At 49.3% G+C, this 16,116-nt stretch carries 12 protein-coding genes; 4 read left to right on the top strand and 8 right to left on the bottom strand.

The features are described from left to right. Position 1: 1 nt before the first annotated feature. Positions 2-2,545, bottom strand: a complete 2,544-nt coding sequence (locus DZC79_RS20120; protein WP_118953422.1) for an Hsp70 family protein — start codon at positions 2,543-2,545, stop codon at positions 2-4. A 6-nt stretch (positions 2,546-2,551) separates the two neighbouring features. Beyond that, positions 2,552-2,866, bottom strand: a complete 315-nt coding sequence (locus DZC79_RS20115) for a hypothetical protein (protein ID WP_118953421.1) — start codon at positions 2,864-2,866, stop codon at positions 2,552-2,554. A 572-nt stretch (positions 2,867-3,438) separates the two neighbouring features. Between DZC79_RS20115 and DZC79_RS20110 the strand changes: the two genes are divergently transcribed. Further along, entirely contained in the window at positions 3,439-5,682 is a 2,244-nt protein-coding gene (locus DZC79_RS20110; RefSeq protein ID WP_118953420.1) for a hypothetical protein, read from the top strand. 1,964 nt (positions 5,683-7,646) lie between these two features. Here DZC79_RS20110 and DZC79_RS20105 read toward each other — a convergent pair. From DZC79_RS20105 to DZC79_RS20095, 3 genes are read right to left on the bottom strand one after another with little or no spacing between them, the layout of a single operon-like run. After that, on the bottom strand, positions 7,647-8,342 hold the full coding sequence (locus tag DZC79_RS20105; RefSeq protein ID WP_118953419.1) for a hypothetical protein: 696 nt from the start codon (positions 8,340-8,342) through the stop codon (positions 7,647-7,649). After that, the gene (locus DZC79_RS20100; protein WP_118953418.1) at positions 8,343-9,485 is read right to left on the bottom strand and encodes an AAA family ATPase; all 1,143 of its coding nucleotides are present in this window, start codon (positions 9,483-9,485) and stop codon (positions 8,343-8,345) included. 2 nt (positions 9,486-9,487) lie between these two features. Then, a complete protein-coding gene (locus DZC79_RS20095; protein WP_118953417.1) occupies positions 9,488-10,858 on the bottom strand; it encodes a DUF262 domain-containing protein in 1,371 nt (456 codons plus the stop codon). Between the two features lie 439 nt (positions 10,859-11,297). On the opposite strand from DZC79_RS20095, the gene DZC79_RS20090 reads away from it, so the two are divergent. Next, positions 11,298-11,918, top strand: coding sequence for a hypothetical protein (locus DZC79_RS20090; RefSeq protein WP_118953416.1), 621 nt, complete (start codon positions 11,298-11,300; stop codon positions 11,916-11,918). A gap of 220 nt (positions 11,919-12,138) precedes the next feature. On the opposite strand, the gene DZC79_RS21395 is transcribed toward DZC79_RS20090, so the two are convergent. Beyond that, positions 12,139-12,303 (bottom strand): hypothetical protein, encoded by a 165-nt coding sequence (locus DZC79_RS21395; protein WP_157977301.1) that lies wholly within the window; start codon positions 12,301-12,303, stop codon positions 12,139-12,141. 429 nt (positions 12,304-12,732) lie between these two features. Next, positions 12,733-12,951, bottom strand: coding sequence for a hypothetical protein (locus DZC79_RS20085; protein WP_118953415.1), 219 nt, complete (start codon positions 12,949-12,951; stop codon positions 12,733-12,735). 407 nt (positions 12,952-13,358) lie between these two features. Between DZC79_RS20085 and DZC79_RS20080 the strand changes: the two genes are divergently transcribed. Together DZC79_RS20080 and DZC79_RS20075 are read left to right on the top strand one after the other, a co-directional pair. Beyond that, positions 13,359-14,006, top strand: a complete 648-nt coding sequence (locus DZC79_RS20080) for a hypothetical protein (protein WP_118953414.1) — start codon at positions 13,359-13,361, stop codon at positions 14,004-14,006. Positions 14,007-14,037: 31 nt separating this feature from the next. Further along, positions 14,038-14,952, top strand: coding sequence for a T9SS type A sorting domain-containing protein (locus tag DZC79_RS20075; protein ID WP_198666972.1), 915 nt, complete (start codon positions 14,038-14,040; stop codon positions 14,950-14,952). A 92-nt stretch (positions 14,953-15,044) separates the two neighbouring features. On the opposite strand, the gene DZC79_RS20070 is transcribed toward DZC79_RS20075, so the two are convergent. Continuing rightward, positions 15,045-15,344, bottom strand: a complete 300-nt coding sequence (locus DZC79_RS20070) for a ribosomal maturation YjgA family protein (RefSeq protein ID WP_262607369.1) — start codon at positions 15,342-15,344, stop codon at positions 15,045-15,047. Positions 15,345-16,116: the final 772 nt, after the last annotated feature.

The raw sequence follows: 16,116 nt of genomic DNA, 5'->3' as shown, positions 1-16,116 counted from the left end.
ATTATCCTATTCCCGTGCCTTTAAAGTCAGTAGTACCCGCCATGGATTGCGCGTTGTGCAGCAAATGGGAGAGATTGTAGACATGCTGCCGGAACTCGAAGAAACGTTCCTGCTCCAGCGCCTTATCCGCCATACGCACGATGCTCTGCGCCGCGCCATAATTGGTAAAGGCATCGGGCCCGGCCGCCTTCAGCCGGTGAAAGTAAACGATAAGATAGCTGGTGGTATTGGTCAGTATCTCCCAGATCAGGTCGTTCAGCTGGCCGATCGCTTTCTGCAATATAGAAGGGTTGCGCGTACGCAACACCTGGCTTTCGTTTTGTACCAGCTGCGCAAATCTGGCCTTCAGCCGGTCCTGCTCAAAATCGCAGGCCGGCAGCTGCTGTTCGGCATAGTCGCGCGCATGCAGGTATTCGGCCTGCAGCTGCTGCAGGCGCTCGTTACCGCCGATCTTATCGTATTCCTGTGAGATGCGGCCTATGGCTTCCGCGATCACATATTTCTTATCCGAGCGCTCCTTGTCTTTCAGCTTGTGCAAAGATGCTTTATGGCTTAGCAGCCCGTCGAGCAGGCTGTTGGCCTGTATCGCCCATATCTCGTTCTCTTCGTAATTAAAGCCCTTTACCGTCTTCCGTATTTCCGCTTCCAGGTCGTTGAACTGCTCGCGCAGGCGGGCGACGCTGATGCACTTTTCCGAAAGCGCGAAGACATTCTTAAACTCCTGCCCGGTCATTACGAGGTACACTTCGGTGCTCAGTTCGCGGTTATCCGAAAGCAATAGCTGTATCTCAATGTCGGAACCTTTGATCAGGTCGGACTTCAGGTCCTTGCCCTGTATTTCGATACAGCCTATCGTAAGGTTGGACAAAGGCCGGGCATAGCGGTCGCCTTCCTGTATATTGATGATCACCTTATCGTCGCTGCCTTTCTTGATCGTCTTGGATATTTCCCGGTACAAGGTTTTCTTCAGCGGCAGAATGCTGTTTTTCTCAAACACCAGCTCCAGCTTCGTCGTATGGTTTTCCCGGTCGTCCACCTCTATGCAGATGTCTTTGGGCAGCGGCTGACCGGCTATGCTGTATTGCCCGTGCGTGATCGTCAGCTCCTGTCCCAGCGCCGGCAGCTCACGGTTCTGTCCATCATACAGTGTCAGGCGAAACACATTAGCAACACCGGGCAACAGCGGCAGGAACTCCGTGAACTTGGCCTTCAGGGCCATAAAGCCGGTATCGAAGCCTCCGTCGGCACGCACAATACGGTAGCTGTAGTTGAATACATTGCCATTCACCTTTACCAGCAACACCTCTTCCGGTTCCTTGCTCATTTTGCTGTACGACAGCACCAGCTGCACTTCAGGCTCCTCCGGCTGCTCCGGGGCCGCCACGATGTTATCGAGCAGCGATCCGATATCGGCATGCTCCTCCACCGGCGATACCGATGGCGTATAATACTTGTTCGCAGCATAGTAAGCCGCACCTACCGCTACCGCAGTGGTCGGGTCTACGCTTTTGTTCACCGGTATACCCGTACCCAGCTCCAGCCTTTCCTGCACATAAGGGATAAAAGTGCTGCCGCCGACCAGGATCAGCTGGCGAATGTCGGCAGCCGCCAGCTGGTTACGCTCCAGCACCTGCCGCAGCATGCTCAGCGTCTCTTCCACCCGCTTTTCCAGCAATTGGTTAAAAGCCGCTCTGTCAATCGTCACATTGAAATCATAGCGGCGATCGCCTATTGTCGTGCTGAACTCTATCTCCGTCGCTTCATACGACGACAGCTCCTTCTTGGCTTCCTCCGCTTTGTACAGCAGCTCGTAGTACAGCTTCTCATAAGGACCGTAGGCGGTGCTCAGCTCTGTTTCAAAATCGGCTATACCCGTCTGGCGCACGATCTCCGGCACGATCAGCTGCTCTACGATCATCAGGTCGAAGTCCAGGCCGCCCAGGAAATTGTTGCCCTCATGATCGACCACCTTCATTTCGCCCTCTTTGATCTGCACCAGCGCCACGTCGAAAGTGCCGCCGCCAAGGTCGTACACGATCCAGCAGCCTTCATGATCTTCGCCGGGCGCCTGGTTGAAATAGGCCAGGCTGGCGGCGATGGGTTCCTGCAGTAAAAAGACCTCCTTAAGACCCGCTTCCCTGCCGGCCGTATGCGTAGCATTGCTCTGCATGGTATCGAAAGAAGCCGGGATGGTGATCACCGCCGCTTCGGGCTTTTCCCCACCATGCACAAAACGCTGCAGCTCCTGCAGCACATAAGCCGACAGCTGCACCGGCGTCACGTTCTCATCCAGGTTCACCACATAATATTTTTCATCGGTGCCCATGCGACGCTTAAAGCCGCCAAACACATTGACCGCATCTTTAAGCATATACTCACGGGCCTTATCGCCGACAAGAATGCGGTCGCTGCGGAAGGCGACCACCGAAGCCAGCGTCTCTTTATGCCCGATGGGATTTTGGTACACGGTCACGCTACCGTTATCGAACCGGCCGATCAGCGAATTGGTCGTGCCCAGGTCGATACCGAAATTTACAGGTCTCATCTCTTTTTATTTTTTTCTTTCCACGATCACGATACCCTTTTGCACCAGGCTGAGGGCGCCATCCTTCTTTTGATAGATCACCGGCTTGATCACCTGTGTGATCACCATATCGCGGCCTTCGGCCCCGGCGATGCTGGCAGTGCAGTCGGTACGGGCATCGGTGTATTTTTCACCGAGCGGGTTGTTGCAGATAAAACCTTCTTCCTCGAAGATATTGTTCAGCTTGTTGAAATTGCGTTCAAAGCGTGATGAAAGGTGCTCCTCTTCCAGCTTCCGGCTGATCTCGAATACCTGGTTCATCACTGCGATCAGGGCATCCATGGTGTAGAATTTTGGTAAAGATATTGTGTGTCTCCGAAATACGATCACCGGGGCCGGGAAAAACGATAAGACCGTTATTTTCAGCCGGTGCAGCATAGCGCAAAATTGCAGATATCCGTTTTGAAAATACAAAAAAACAGCCTGTGGATAACAGCGTCCGGAGCCCCCGCTTTAGCTTAATGCACCACGTACAGCGCCATAAATACGCCTTAAAACGTATTGGCGCGGTAGCATACAGCGCTACCTTTGTGCTATCCTTCTCCGCTTTCCTCATCACCGGGAGAAAAAACGCCCCTATCTGATCCCTACCTGTAAACCCTTAACGAACGCACGCGCTCTCCTGTCCCACTCCCGCACGCATTACCGGACTTAATCTTTCCCAAACGATACTGCGTTTGAGGCCCGCAGGCAGGAAATCTTTTCCTGTCCGCGACGAGGTATCCGTTACCCGTCCTTACCCGGTTATGCCTTTCATCATCCACCAGGAGGAAGCCCAAAATCCTTTAAAAGAGTAAGCGCCCGGAAGCCGAAAAGGGAACAGAGTAGGCATGCGTTTCAAATTTACCCATCCTATGAAACACCAATTCAGAGGCAATCTTAAAGCCTATTATTGCGGCGATTGCTCCGACCCGCTTTATCATGCCAAAGTAAAGCTGTACCAGGCCGACCCCAGGGCCGAAGTCACCGTGCTGGCTGTCGCCAGCGAAAAAGATACCTTTCACCAGCGCAGCGAAGAAGAATTAAAGGCTTTGGATAAACGCCTGATCGCCGAAGCCGAGACCGATGATCAAGGTAACTTCTCCTTTGTATTCGACGCCGAAAAAACCGGCTACAAAGGTGGTCCGCTGGAGATCGATTTTGCCTGCGACACCCTGCCCCTCGACATTAAGCAAAGAGAGACGCTGAAGCCCAAAGCAGAAGGCCCCTTGCAGTTTCACATCACTACGCTGCAGCCCGCATGGAAAGGCGGCATCCGCGAGCAGCAGGCCCCGGCAACAGCTTATTGGGAATACGCCATCCCGCATCGCTTCTGGTGCAATATCCTCCGCCTGTTTGGCCTTCACGTGATCTGCGGCCATGTGCACGACTGTAAAGGCAAGCAGCCGGTAGGCGGTGTTAAAGTGCTGGCCTTCGATGTCGACCTCATCCAGGACGATCCCCTGGGCTACGGCATTACCGCCAACGACGGGCATTTCAAGATTTACTATACCGTAGCCGATTACAGCCATACCATCTTCAGCTGGCTCAATGTAGAATGGCCTGCCGGTCCCGATGTGTATTTCCGTATCGAAGCCGCCGACGGCACCCTGCTGCTGAATGAGAACCGGCAGCGCGGGCACGACCGCGACCGTTCCAACCTGTCCAACTGCTTCTGCATCGACTTTTGCGTGGAGTGTCCCAAAGGCTCGCTGTCGGCCGGCCTTACAGCCCCTGCCGGCTGCTACGACGGCAGCTTCCAACTGCTCAGCGGCAAGTATATCCCCATTACCGGTACCGCCAGCGGCTGCGGCCTCGAGCGTTACGAGCTATCCTTATTGTGGAACGGCACAGATACCATCGCCAACAGCATCGTCTACGCCAATACCGCAGGCAATCCCGATACCGGGCTCAGCCAGGGCGATCACAGTGTCTTCAACGGCCCGCTGGGCTTTATCGACGTGCAGCAGGCCATCGAGAATGCCGGCGCACGCGTGGCCACCTCCACCAGCTTTACCGTGCACCTGCGCGTGTACAGCGGCAACGGCAGCACCGCCGACGCCTGGATCAGCTTCCAGCTGGACACCGCCGAAGTCTATATCAAAAATATAGGCGGGCGTACCGCACCCGATGTGCTCGACCCCAACGAACAATTGCACCTCAGCGACAGCGCCGCCTCTGCATTGGGCACTATCGGCGGCACGGTGGGCGTCTATGGCGCCGCCAGGGTATACGGCTGCAGCAGCGAGCAGATCAAAGAGTACACCCTCTACTACAAGCACGACGACTTCAGCAGCGCGCAGCCGCCCACCGGCCCGCAATACAATGCCCCGGCCAACGGCTGGACGCAGATCTGCCGCGCCGATTACAGCAGCTATTCGACCTTTACACCCGCCGAGATCATCAGCAACAACGAGCTGCCCGGCCCCTTGTCGCGCCTCACCAACAACGGCTTCTACACCTACCAGATGCCCGTCTACATTCCCCTGCTGCATACCTTCATCTATATCCCCACGCCCAAGCTCAATCCATCTTCCTGGGGTACCGGCGCCAGCGGGCGCTACAGCGTGCTGCTCGAAGTGGTCGATACCGAAGGTACTTACTACTATGACATTCAGAAAGTGTGGGTCGATAACGAGAACATTACCGGCATCATCACCAAGATCGGCGATCAGCCGCCCTGCACCGACCTCTATATGCGCGACAGCAGCGGCAATTTCAAGACCATCGACATCAAGGGCATCGCCTTCGACCCGCTCATCATCCCTGCCGATTTCACCGCCCCCACCAGCGACAACTTTGATTTCTATCGTATGGTGATCCAGAAGCAGAGCTCTGTATCCGCAGCGCCGCAGCTGGTGCACAGCACCAGTCCCGTGCCCGCCAGGCCGGCGCTGGTACCCGCCGAAGGCACCCTTACCAGCTTCAACCTGGCCAACCTCGATATGGCTACCAATCCCGCCGGATGGCCCATGGATCAATTGCTCGCCGAAGGTACCAGCTGCAATTACAACTTTATCCTCTACGTACAGGACAAGACCATCGTAAGCGAATACACCAACCACAACAACGGCAATTACTACTTCCCCGTGAAGATCATCAACGGTAATGAACCCTAGTGGAGATGTTAGATGTTAGATGTTAGATGTTAGATGTTAGATAAGTCCAAAGGCTAAGCATCTGGACCCGGGGATTACCCGATGTAAAAAAGCCGGAGACGGGTTAAGGCCTGCTCCGGCTTTTGTTGCTTAGTACCTTGTATCCTTCGCGGTCTGCCTTTTGCGCCCATTGCGTAATCCTTTGCGCTCTTTGCGGTTTTTTTCTACCCAGCTCTTTCAGTTACCGCAACTTAATCCCTTGCTCTGCGTTATCAAATTATGGGACAAAAATGCCGCAAGTACCGTAAAGCCCTCAAGAGCCGCAGCATACCGCCCCGCCACAGCGACAAGGGACAGGAGCATTTGCGCATAGCTTGTAAACAGGGGAAGGAGAAGAAAGAAAAAGAGCAATAGTCGAAGAGTCCCTTAGCTCAAAGTGATTTTTGGGAGATGCTTCGGTTGCTCCGCAGACCTCAGCATGACAATGGGGTGTATAAGGTTTCGAGCCAACCCACCTAAAAACATCACACAGTCATCCTGAACATAGCGAAGCGAGTGAAGGATCCCGATAAATAGCCCCAAAGTACACTTGCCTCAGCCCCATCCCTATTCCAAAAGCCCGGGTGCGATGGCCACCAAAAACACCACACTGTCATCCTGAACGCAGCGAAGCGGAGTGAAGGATCCCGATCGTACAGGAACATCTTCTGTTTACACTGTTACATAGCGGACCAAAAGCCCAAAGTACACTTCCCACAGCCCCATCCCTATCCACAAGCCCGGGTGCGCTGGCCACCAAAAACACGCGGAGCGATTTGTTTTTGGGCTCCTTTTTTGGTTACTTTTTTGGAGACGCAAAAAGTGACAAAAGATCATCAACCTTACTTCAGCATCCGCAAAATATAACGATCAAGATGCTTCGGTTGCTCTGCAGACCTCAGCATGACAATGGGGTGTATAAGGCTTCGAGCCAGCCCACCAAAAACACCACACAGTCATCCTGAACGCAGCGAAGCGAGTGAAGGATCCCGATCGTACAGCAACATCTTCTGTTTACACTATTACATAGCAGACCAAAGCCCAAAGTACACTTCCCACAGCCCCATCCCTATCCAAAAGCCCGGGTGCGCTGGCCACCAAACACGCGGAGCGATTTGTTTTTGGGCTCCTTTTTTGGTTACTTTTTTGGAGCAGCAAAAAAGTGACAAAAGATCATCGACCTTACTTCAGCACCAGCAAAATATACGATCAAGATGCTTCGGTTGCTCCGCAGACCTCAGCATGACAATAGGGAGTATAAGGCTTCGAGCCGGCCCACCTAAAAACATCACACAGTCATCCTGAACATAGCGAAGCGGAGTGAAGGATCCCGATCGTACAGGAACATCTTCTGTTTACACTGTTACGTAGCGGACCAAAAGCCCAAAGTACACTTCCCACAGCCCCATCCCTATGCAAAAGCCTGGGTGCGATGGCCACCAAAAACACGCGGAGCGATTGTTTTTGGGCTCCTTTTTGGGTTACTTTTTTGGAGAAGCAAAAAAGTGACAAATGGTCATCAACCTTACTTCAGCACCAGCAAAATATACGATCAAGATGCTTCGGTTGCTCCGCAGACCTCAGCATGACAATGGGGTATATAAGGTTTCGAGCCAGCCGTACCTGTAAACACCACGCTGTCATCCTGAACGCAGCGAAGCGGAGTGAAGGATCCCGATAAATAGCCCCAAAGTACACTTCCCACAGCCCCATCCCTATCCAAAAGCCCGGGTGCGTTAGCCACCAAAAACACCACGCTGTCATCCTGAACGCAGCGAAGCGGAGTGAAGGATCCCGATAAGCAGGCCGAGATGATAGAGAAGCTGGAACGGTTGATAAAGGAGAAGTGATCTTAAATAGAAAAAGCCCCGGTTGGGGCTTTTGCAATGAGCTATTTCTAGAGCATTATTAAACCTATAATGCAGCCGAAATCTAAAAATATTAGTTTAACGATTATAGTCTCTTTCAACTATATTAGCGATAGCTTGAGTTTCCTGAAAATTAGTTCCTGTGGTTTCAAGCATAATGGCATATTGTTTACTTGTCTTATATAGCACTACTTCTATTTTGCCATCATCGTGAATCTTACGGATGAAGTTTTTACCACCAAACCTATCAGATCTTCCTTTTCTAATAAATGGACAAAATTTAATAATATCCCAAAATTCGCTCAACTCTTTTTTTCCGTGATGATCTGCAAAATGATTTTCTTTCTCGTTAGGATGTATTAAAGTCTCAGTAAGCAAATATTCTTTATCAGGTGAGTATCTGAAGCACCAGTCTCTATACTTTAGCTCACAGTCAACTTGCTTATTAATATTAATTTTACTATTTGAAAAATCAAATCCTAAAAATCCGTTAAACGTTGAATGACAATAGTCATTAGCTTTACTTTCATTATCTACATAATCCTCTGAATAGGAGGTCAATTGCTCTATATAACGCAAAATTTCCTGTTCCAGCTGTCCATTAAATTTAGTATATATAAACTCATCAAAAACTGAAATTTCGTAAATGGAATTATGTTTCAAAAATCTATGATTTTCATATTTATTTATTCCCATTAGGCGAAGCATTCCCTCCTTAAAGTTCTGTTCATCTTTAGCTACGATAGCTTCATTAAGTAAAAATAATTGCCCCATTTATTCCCTCCTCATTTTAAATAATTCGGTCAAATCTATTTGACTTTGATCAAAAAATCCTTTAGGCCAACTTTGCAACTCGCCTTTTTCATTAATGGGAATTGTTTTTACTTCTGGCTGACGATCTTGATCTCCCTGACAAAAGAAATTAATAGTACACTTCTCAAAATCAATATTTTTTCTTGCAACTGCTAATTGTATCCCATTGATAATATGATCACTATGAGTCTCTATTATTATCTTAACTCCTGCATTTGCAATAACGGCAAGAAAATAACCCATACGTGATTGGGCAGAAGGATGCAAATGAGCTTCTGGATTCTCTACTATTAAAAAACGATCTTCTTCTGCAATAAGTGCTGAAACAATTATTGGCAAAACATAACTGATCCCGAAACCCGTATTGGTTGGAAATGTAGACTTACCTTTTGAGAATTTACTTTCAACTACAATTCTTGACGTGTGTGTGTGATCATCTCGATAAGGGATAATGGTGGCTCCGTCAATTATGTAAGAAAGCCAAGCATTAATTTGATGCTGAAATCTGCTTCCTTTTAAATATGTTGGATCCTTCAATTGACGCTTTTCGTCTACGCGGTAATGATAATTAGAATCTATATCTGAAATTATTTGTGCTGTGTTCTCTCCTTTAGCGCCAACATTGGGATAATCATAAAATTTAATAGTTTGTGTAATTCTTGGTCCGATTCTTTCAGCATTTAAATAATAAAATTCTTGATAAAAAAGTGGGTTATCTTTTAATTCGTTAATGATATTTTCCGGTGTAATCCCTAATTCTTGTCCAGTATTTGTACTGAAATCAATTTGAAAATTTCCTTCATTAACCGAAATCCCCAATATGATTTTAGGTTCATCATAATCCGTAGGTAATATATTTTCACTATTACCGAGATTTAAACAATACACACCATTTAATTCGACACTTAATCCATTTATTTTGTTATAAGTATATCTTGTGTCTTCCCAACTGCCACAATGTTCAATTGTTCTTCTCAACAATAACAAAGATTGAATTGCAGTACTCTTACCATTACCATTGGCACCTGTCAAAACAGTAAGCTGATTGACTGGTATACTAGTTGCACGAAAGCATTTGAAGTTTTTAATGATTAGATTAATCATGATTAATAATCGATGTTCTTATTAAAAAGTTCTTTTAATGATTTGAAAGTATACAATAGGTTAGCTTTAGCATTTGTCCCATATGATAGATATGCAAAAAGCTCATCATCTTCTTCTATCATCATTGCAATTTCAGATCGCAAAGAATCTCGTTCATTAAAATCCACAATAGTTTCATGGCCGAACTCAGCTAAAAGTACCGAGGTGCAAACAAAAAGTGACTTATTGATTAACTGTTTATGAGCATTAGGAGATATATCTTTTGGAAGTATCTTTCTAAAAGCATGACGTTTACCAAAAAGATATTCCGCGTTTTTCATAGCATTAGAAAAAAGTACAACATAATGTTCTAAGTCCTCCTTTTTTGTCTTTATGTTTAGTTCAGTAAATTCGTCGAGTGTGGCATCCATATAACCATTATAACTATTTATATTTCTATTTTTCTCATACATAATAAAAAAAACAAGGAATCTCAAAGCTATTTCCTGATCATCCATTCTTGTACTTTTTATACTATTATCCGTTGCAGATTTAAATTCTGGTAATGCAGTCATTTCCTTTAAAATATCGCGTAAACCCTGTCCTGTCAAACAATTCCTGATTTCTTGGTTATTTAAAGGCCTACCTCCGGTATTTATTCTGCGAAAAATATCATATTTAACTTTATACGGAGACGTAGGATCTATAATGTTGGCAGATATTGTAGTAAGGTTAAACCACCTAAAATACTTTGGATCTAACCCTTTTTTTATCCCTTCGTGTTCATAATATTTCCCATAACAAGAATCCGTTAAATACTGTAGGTCCCTCAGAGAAAATTTATTATCCATAAATTCCTTGATAGCTGTAAGTCGCTGTAATCCATCAACTACAGAAAGTTTCCCTTCATCGTCTTCAGCGAAATAGAACATTGGAAGGGGAATTCGTAGGAGAATTGATTCGATAAGTCTGGACTTCTGAAAGTTGTTCCAAACCAAATTTCTTTGAAAATCAGGATTCATGTCAATATCTCCGCTTTCTATCATGTTGCTAATAAGGGTTACAGATATTTTATCACTACGAACTTTTATTTTATCTGGGTCGTATGGATTAAGTTCTGTACTATCTCCTGCTTCGCTATATTCATCAGTACCTGAGCGTTCGGCTTCGATAATAGAGTGAAGTAACAAATCCAACTTTGAATCTATTGTTTCCGCATCATCAATAATATCTGTCGATTGACTTATAATATCAAGGTTTTTCCCAGTAAATCGTAACTCCATCCAGACAGCTTTATCGCTATCGATTAGATTATATTTATTTTCATCATTAGCTTGTTTCTGAACTACTAATATTATAGAGTTACCATTTTTTACGTCAAATTCTAAGTTCATTTTAATACATTATTTTACTATTCTTATTCGAAAGTAGTATTCTTTTTTCTTATTATCAATCTAATGATTAGCATCTAAACGCCGGTTTACTAAATACTGAAGAAATCCGTTGATGTTATCACCAACAACTTTACTTTAAATCTCACCAAAGATTAAAATTCTCCCTCACTTCCACAACCCCACAATCGTCCCCTCGCCACAATCACCCTAACAGGTGATTTTTCCCCGCTTTCACACATCTTTCCTGTTTTTGGCACAGCGCTTGATCCGCTTTGAGTATTGTTCATTCTTTAAAATCAAGCATCATGGCAAAGCATTCAGAAAGTACCTATGCCAAAAACCTCACCCATTTCTCCGCCCTCCTCGACCTGCTGCAGAGCTTTGGCCCTCTTATCAGCCGGCCAATCTCCAGCTGACACTGCCCGCCCTGCAGGCGCAGTTGCAGCAAGGCCTCGATATCCAGGATCTGCTCAACCAGCGCAAGTCGGCCTACAGCCTCGCGGTAGACCAGCAGGAGATCGAGTTTGCCGATCTTTCCCGCCTCACCACCAGTGTAGGCTATGCCTTTAAGGCCTGCGGCGCTTCGGACCAGGCGTTGGCTACGCTCCAGTCCGTATCGCGCAGGGTAAAAGGCCAGCGCACTGTCAAGCCAAAGGCGGCCGGTACCGCACCGGCAGATGCCGGGGCAACACCCGATGCAACCGCGCAAGCCACCACCGTATCGACCACACAAATGAGCTACGCCAACCGCATCGACAACTTTGCTCTCCTGATCGAAACCCTGAGGCCCGAAGCCTGCTACCGGCCTAACGAGATCCACCTTAACCTGGCCGCCCTCGAGGCAAAGCTGGATAATATGCGCCAATGCCACCGCACCGTATCCGCAGCCCTGGCAGCCCTGCAGGAGGTGCGCGACGAGCGCAACCGGCTGTTCTTTCATCCGCTCAAAGGCATTATCGTTAACGTAAAAGCGGTAAAAGCTTATGTAAAGAGCGTGTACGGCGCCGGCTCGGGCCAATACAAGCATATAGCCGGCCTCAGCTTTACCCAGCGCAGCTAAGCCCTTATACGCTTCACACCTGTGCCGGCCGGCTCTTCTCTCTCCCTGTTGTCCTGTATCGCTACATTGCCTGCTACAAGCCTCCGGAGGCTTATATTAGGGGCCATACCCACGCTCTGTTAAAAGACCGCGCTCCCTGTTCCGCTACGTTGTATACCACGCTACGCCGCCCCTGTTCCCCACGTCCTTTGTCTCGCTGCAAAAGTTGCTGTTACCGGCTTCATATCCTGTCCCTGCTTACCATAAAGAAAGCCGGGGCCGCGCTGTCCGGTACAGCATCTGCTGCAAGCCTGCTCCTCTTGTAAAAAAGCTTACCCCTCCGGTCGATAAACCAGCCCTTCGCTTCGAAAGCCGGAGCATGCCCTTCGATAAGGCATGTGGTCATGTCGTAAACCTTGGTCCTGGCATCGATAAACGAGGTTCACTTTACGAGAACGAAAGTTATGTTTTCAACAACGCATGTTGTGTTGACGACAACGCATGTCGCGTTAGCATTAACGCATGTTTTGTTTTCTACAATGCATGTCAAATACTGAAAAGCCTACCCGCATGTTTTCAACAACGCATGTCATGTTTGCAAGAACGAATGTTTTGTTTCCGACAACGCATGTCGGGCGAGCAACAAAGCATGTCGGGCGAGCAACAAAGCATGTCAGGTGAGCAACAAAGCATGTCAGGTGAGCAACAAAGCAGCTGCACTCAGCGATAGGAAATGTTGTTCCCTCCATAAGGCATACCCTTCGCCGGATATCCGACCCGGCACACCATTAGCTGAAGCGCTTCCGTTGCAGCTGCCCTTGCCCGCCCGCAATATCTATTGACATACCCCGCAGGTGCCGCCCTGCTTGCTGCAGTGCTTACAATACTTACAATTCTTACAGGCCGTGCAAGGCTTGCTGCCGGTACAGCGGCCGCCATAATAGGGTACCGGTTCTTTATCTTCTTCCACCACCGTTATCGAAATGTCGGCACTGTTCCCGTTACAGGCACAGAGGTAGCAAAGCAGCAGCAGGAAGAGCAAGTTGCGGGTCATGGGTTCGGTATAGGGACAGGTTGTAAAGGTTGGCTTTTCCCGGCAGCGCGGGTATCCCTACCGCTCGGTATTTTTGGGCATAGAGAAGACCGGTGTAGGATAGGGCGACCGATGCAAAAGCCGCTGTTTCGCTGTTACCTTCACGCTTCCGGAGCTATTCCGGGGTAAAAAACCTACGCGATTTTACCCCCGTCGATCACCACCCATTTTTCCCGGCAATTACCCCCCGGCAGCCTCCGGGTATAACTGCTTGCGCACTGATTTATAAAAGCTTAACGGGCCAGGATCCAGTCCTGCAGGGGCTTTGAAAGGACGACCCAAAACGGAAGGCTCTGTTAAAGTAGCCAGGCACGGGGTGCAAGGGCCTGTGCGCGGTATATCTTTAAGCTACACTAAACACCTGCAAAATGCAACAACAATTTCCCCGCTGGAAAGCGCTGCTGCTGGGCCTTGGCCTGGCGCTGCCGCTAGGGGCCATGGCCCAGTCAGCCGCCTTGCCCATTCATCCCATGCAAGCCCACGACATTGCCGCGCACAACCTGACCAGGGTGCTGGAATGGCTGCCCCCCGATCACCTGGAAGTATACGGCTTCTCCGACCAGGACGATTTCTCTGCCATCAGCATCGGCGCCCCTTTGTATGTAACCGCCTTCTCCGACGAGTCGGTGATCAGCGGCAACAACCCTGCCACACGCACACAAATGGTGATGCTGCCCCTGGTATTGAAGGGTACTGCCCGCTGCTTCATGTACCTCAGCGCCAACGAAGAAGGCCAATGGATCACCGCGGGTCTTGGCGGCCACAACGAAGCCATGAATTGGGATGCGATAATGAAGGGTAAAGAAGCCACCACAGCCGGCTACTTTACGCTGCTGCATATCCCGCAAAACAATGCCGACTACCTGTGGCAGCCGGAAGCACAACGCTGGCAGGACATCAGCGTAGGCCCCGGCCACCAGAACGGGCAGGTATTGCAGCCCGATCAGGCTTTCCGTGAGGCGGTACGCATTGCTGCCGAGGCACGGGCTACCGTAAAAGAAGATGCGGGCAGCTGATTCATTCATTTTCACCCAAATTATTCCAAACATGAAAAGGATCTATACTTATTTCTTCGGGGCGGTATTGCTGCCCCTGAGCGGCGCGGTAAACGCGCAAACCACCGGCTCCTATGTACCGGTATATGTACAGGAACAAACCCAATGGTGCTGGGCGGCTTGCAGCGCGATGCTCTACTGGGCTTACGGCTCAGGCACACAAAGCCAGTGTACCCTGGTAGGTGTATCGCGCGATAAGGAGAACGGCAATATCTTCGGCGGCTGCGGCAACCTGAGCAGCAGCACAGCCAGCCCCTGCACCAGTCCGGCTACCTTCAACTCACCGCAAAGCATCTATGGCTGCGATGGTTCGATAGAAAGTATCCTCGACAATTATGGCATTCCTTCTACCGGCTATGGCTATGCTTTCTCGGCCAGCCAGGTGGCCACGGCTACGGCCTCCCGCAAGCATATGGTGGCCCGCTGGGGCTGGAACAGCGGCGGCGGTCACTTTGTGGTGATCAACCGCTACAAAGATGGCAATGTCTATTTCAACAATCCCCTGTCGAGCAGCGCTTATATCTGGAGCTATGCCAACTTCAGCACCTCCTACGGCAGCGCTACCTGGACACATACCCTGCGCATGGACAACAGCGCGGCATATGGCACCATATACAACAGGGGCACGGCGCCGGAGGACAACAGTAATGTCATTGTCTCTTTAACCGAGCCCAGCCTGAACTGCTATCCCAATCCTGCCAGCAGCCGGCTCAATACCATTGTCAACCTGCCCCGGGGCCAGCAAGGTATCCTGAGCCTTTGCGATGCTACAGGCAGGCAGGTGTACAGCGCTGCGCTGGTCAGCGGCAAAAACACCCTGAGCATCGATGTTTCTTCCTGGGCCAGGGGTGTGTATTTCCTGCAGCTGAACGGCACACCGCTGCGCCAGCGGGTAAGCATTCAATAGCAGCGCCCTTCCGCCAATGCGCAAAAAGCACAAAGCCTTCTGTCGGGAAAGACAGAAGGCTTTGCATTTATAGCAGGCTAAGATTAGCGGCTTCAGCTGTGCCATACTCTCGCTTTAGACAGCGCCAGTTCGATGATCAGTACAACCACAGCACCCAAAGCATAGCAAAGAATATCGAGCCAATGAAAGGAGTTACCTATAACAATGGTCCAGAAGCGGCTCTTTTGCAGGCCGAGATGTTGTACCAGGTTAAAATATTGTGCCGCCTCTACTGCGCAGGCGAAAAGAAAAACGGCAATCACCAGGGGTACAGGCTTGACCCCAACAAAGGCTTTGACGAAATAATAGATGAGCACGACCACGAGCAGATCACCGCCATAGGGCCTCACCAGGCGATCGTGTACATATAGTGCTATGAGGGACCTCTGCCAGCAGCAGCAAAAGAAAGGCGATAAAGGCAGGAAGGTGGAAGCGGAATGTCATGGGCCAAAGATAGGGTGTGAGATCTTTACGATCAGGTAGAAAGCATTCTGTTGGTCGGGACGCGACAGCGGCCTGAACGGCGGCTGCCGGAATGCTTACAGGCGCCTATCCTGTAAAAAGCCCGCCTGCAGGGCCGGGTAACCAGCACAGCTATCTATAATATATACAAGCACACGCGAGACGCGTGTGCTAACCCAAATCTCTACCAGCAGCAGCAAAAGAAAGGCGATAAAGGAAGATGAAAACGGAATGTCATGAGCCCAAGATAAGGTATGAGATCTTTACGATCAGGTAGAAAACATTCTGTCGGTCGGGACGCGTCAGCGGCCTGAACGGCGGCTGCCGGAATGCTTACAGGCGCCTATCCTGTAAAAAGCCCGCCTGCAGGGCCGGATAACCAGCACAGCTATCTATAATATATACAAGCACACGCGAGACGCGTGTGCTAACCCAAATCTCTACCAGCAGCAGCAAAAGAAAGGCGATAAAGGAAGATGAAAACGGAATGTCATGAACCCAAGATAGGGTATGAGATCTTTACGATCAGGTAGAAAGCATTTTGCCGGTCGGGACGCGTCAGCGGTCTGAACGGCGGCTGCCGGAATGCTTACAGGCGCCTATCCTGTAAAAAGCCCGCCTGCAGGGCCGGATAACCAGCACAGCTGTATATAATATATACAA

The organism is Taibaiella helva, assembly GCF_003545695.1.
GTDB lineage: Bacteria > Bacteroidota > Bacteroidia > Chitinophagales > Chitinophagaceae > Taibaiella > Taibaiella helva.
This window is presented reverse-complemented; position numbering and strand designations above follow the sequence as displayed.

Coding starts and splice junctions, on each gene's coding strand:
- DZC79_RS20105 (WP_118953419.1), bottom strand. CDS start 8,342: ATGGGGCAATTATTTTTACTTAATGAAGCTATCGTAGCTAAAGATGAA.
- DZC79_RS20110 (WP_118953420.1), top strand. CDS start 3,439: ATGAAACACCAATTCAGAGGCAATCTTAAAGCCTATTATTGCGGCGAT.
- DZC79_RS20120 (WP_118953422.1), bottom strand. CDS start 2,545: ATGAGACCTGTAAATTTCGGTATCGACCTGGGCACGACCAATTCGCTG.
- DZC79_RS21395 (WP_157977301.1), bottom strand. CDS start 12,303: ATGACCACATGCCTTATCGAAGGGCATGCTCCGGCTTTCGAAGCGAAG.
- DZC79_RS20095 (WP_118953417.1), bottom strand. CDS start 10,858: ATGAACTTAGAATTTGACGTAAAAAATGGTAACTCTATAATATTAGTA.
- DZC79_RS20115 (WP_118953421.1), bottom strand. CDS start 2,866: ATGGATGCCCTGATCGCAGTGATGAACCAGGTATTCGAGATCAGCCGG.
- DZC79_RS20075 (WP_198666972.1), top strand. CDS start 14,038: ATGAAAAGGATCTATACTTATTTCTTCGGGGCGGTATTGCTGCCCCTG.
- DZC79_RS20085 (WP_118953415.1), bottom strand. CDS start 12,951: ATGACCCGCAACTTGCTCTTCCTGCTGCTGCTTTGCTACCTCTGTGCC.
- DZC79_RS20080 (WP_118953414.1), top strand. CDS start 13,359: ATGCAACAACAATTTCCCCGCTGGAAAGCGCTGCTGCTGGGCCTTGGC.
- DZC79_RS20100 (WP_118953418.1), bottom strand. CDS start 9,485: ATGATTAATCTAATCATTAAAAACTTCAAATGCTTTCGTGCAACTAGT.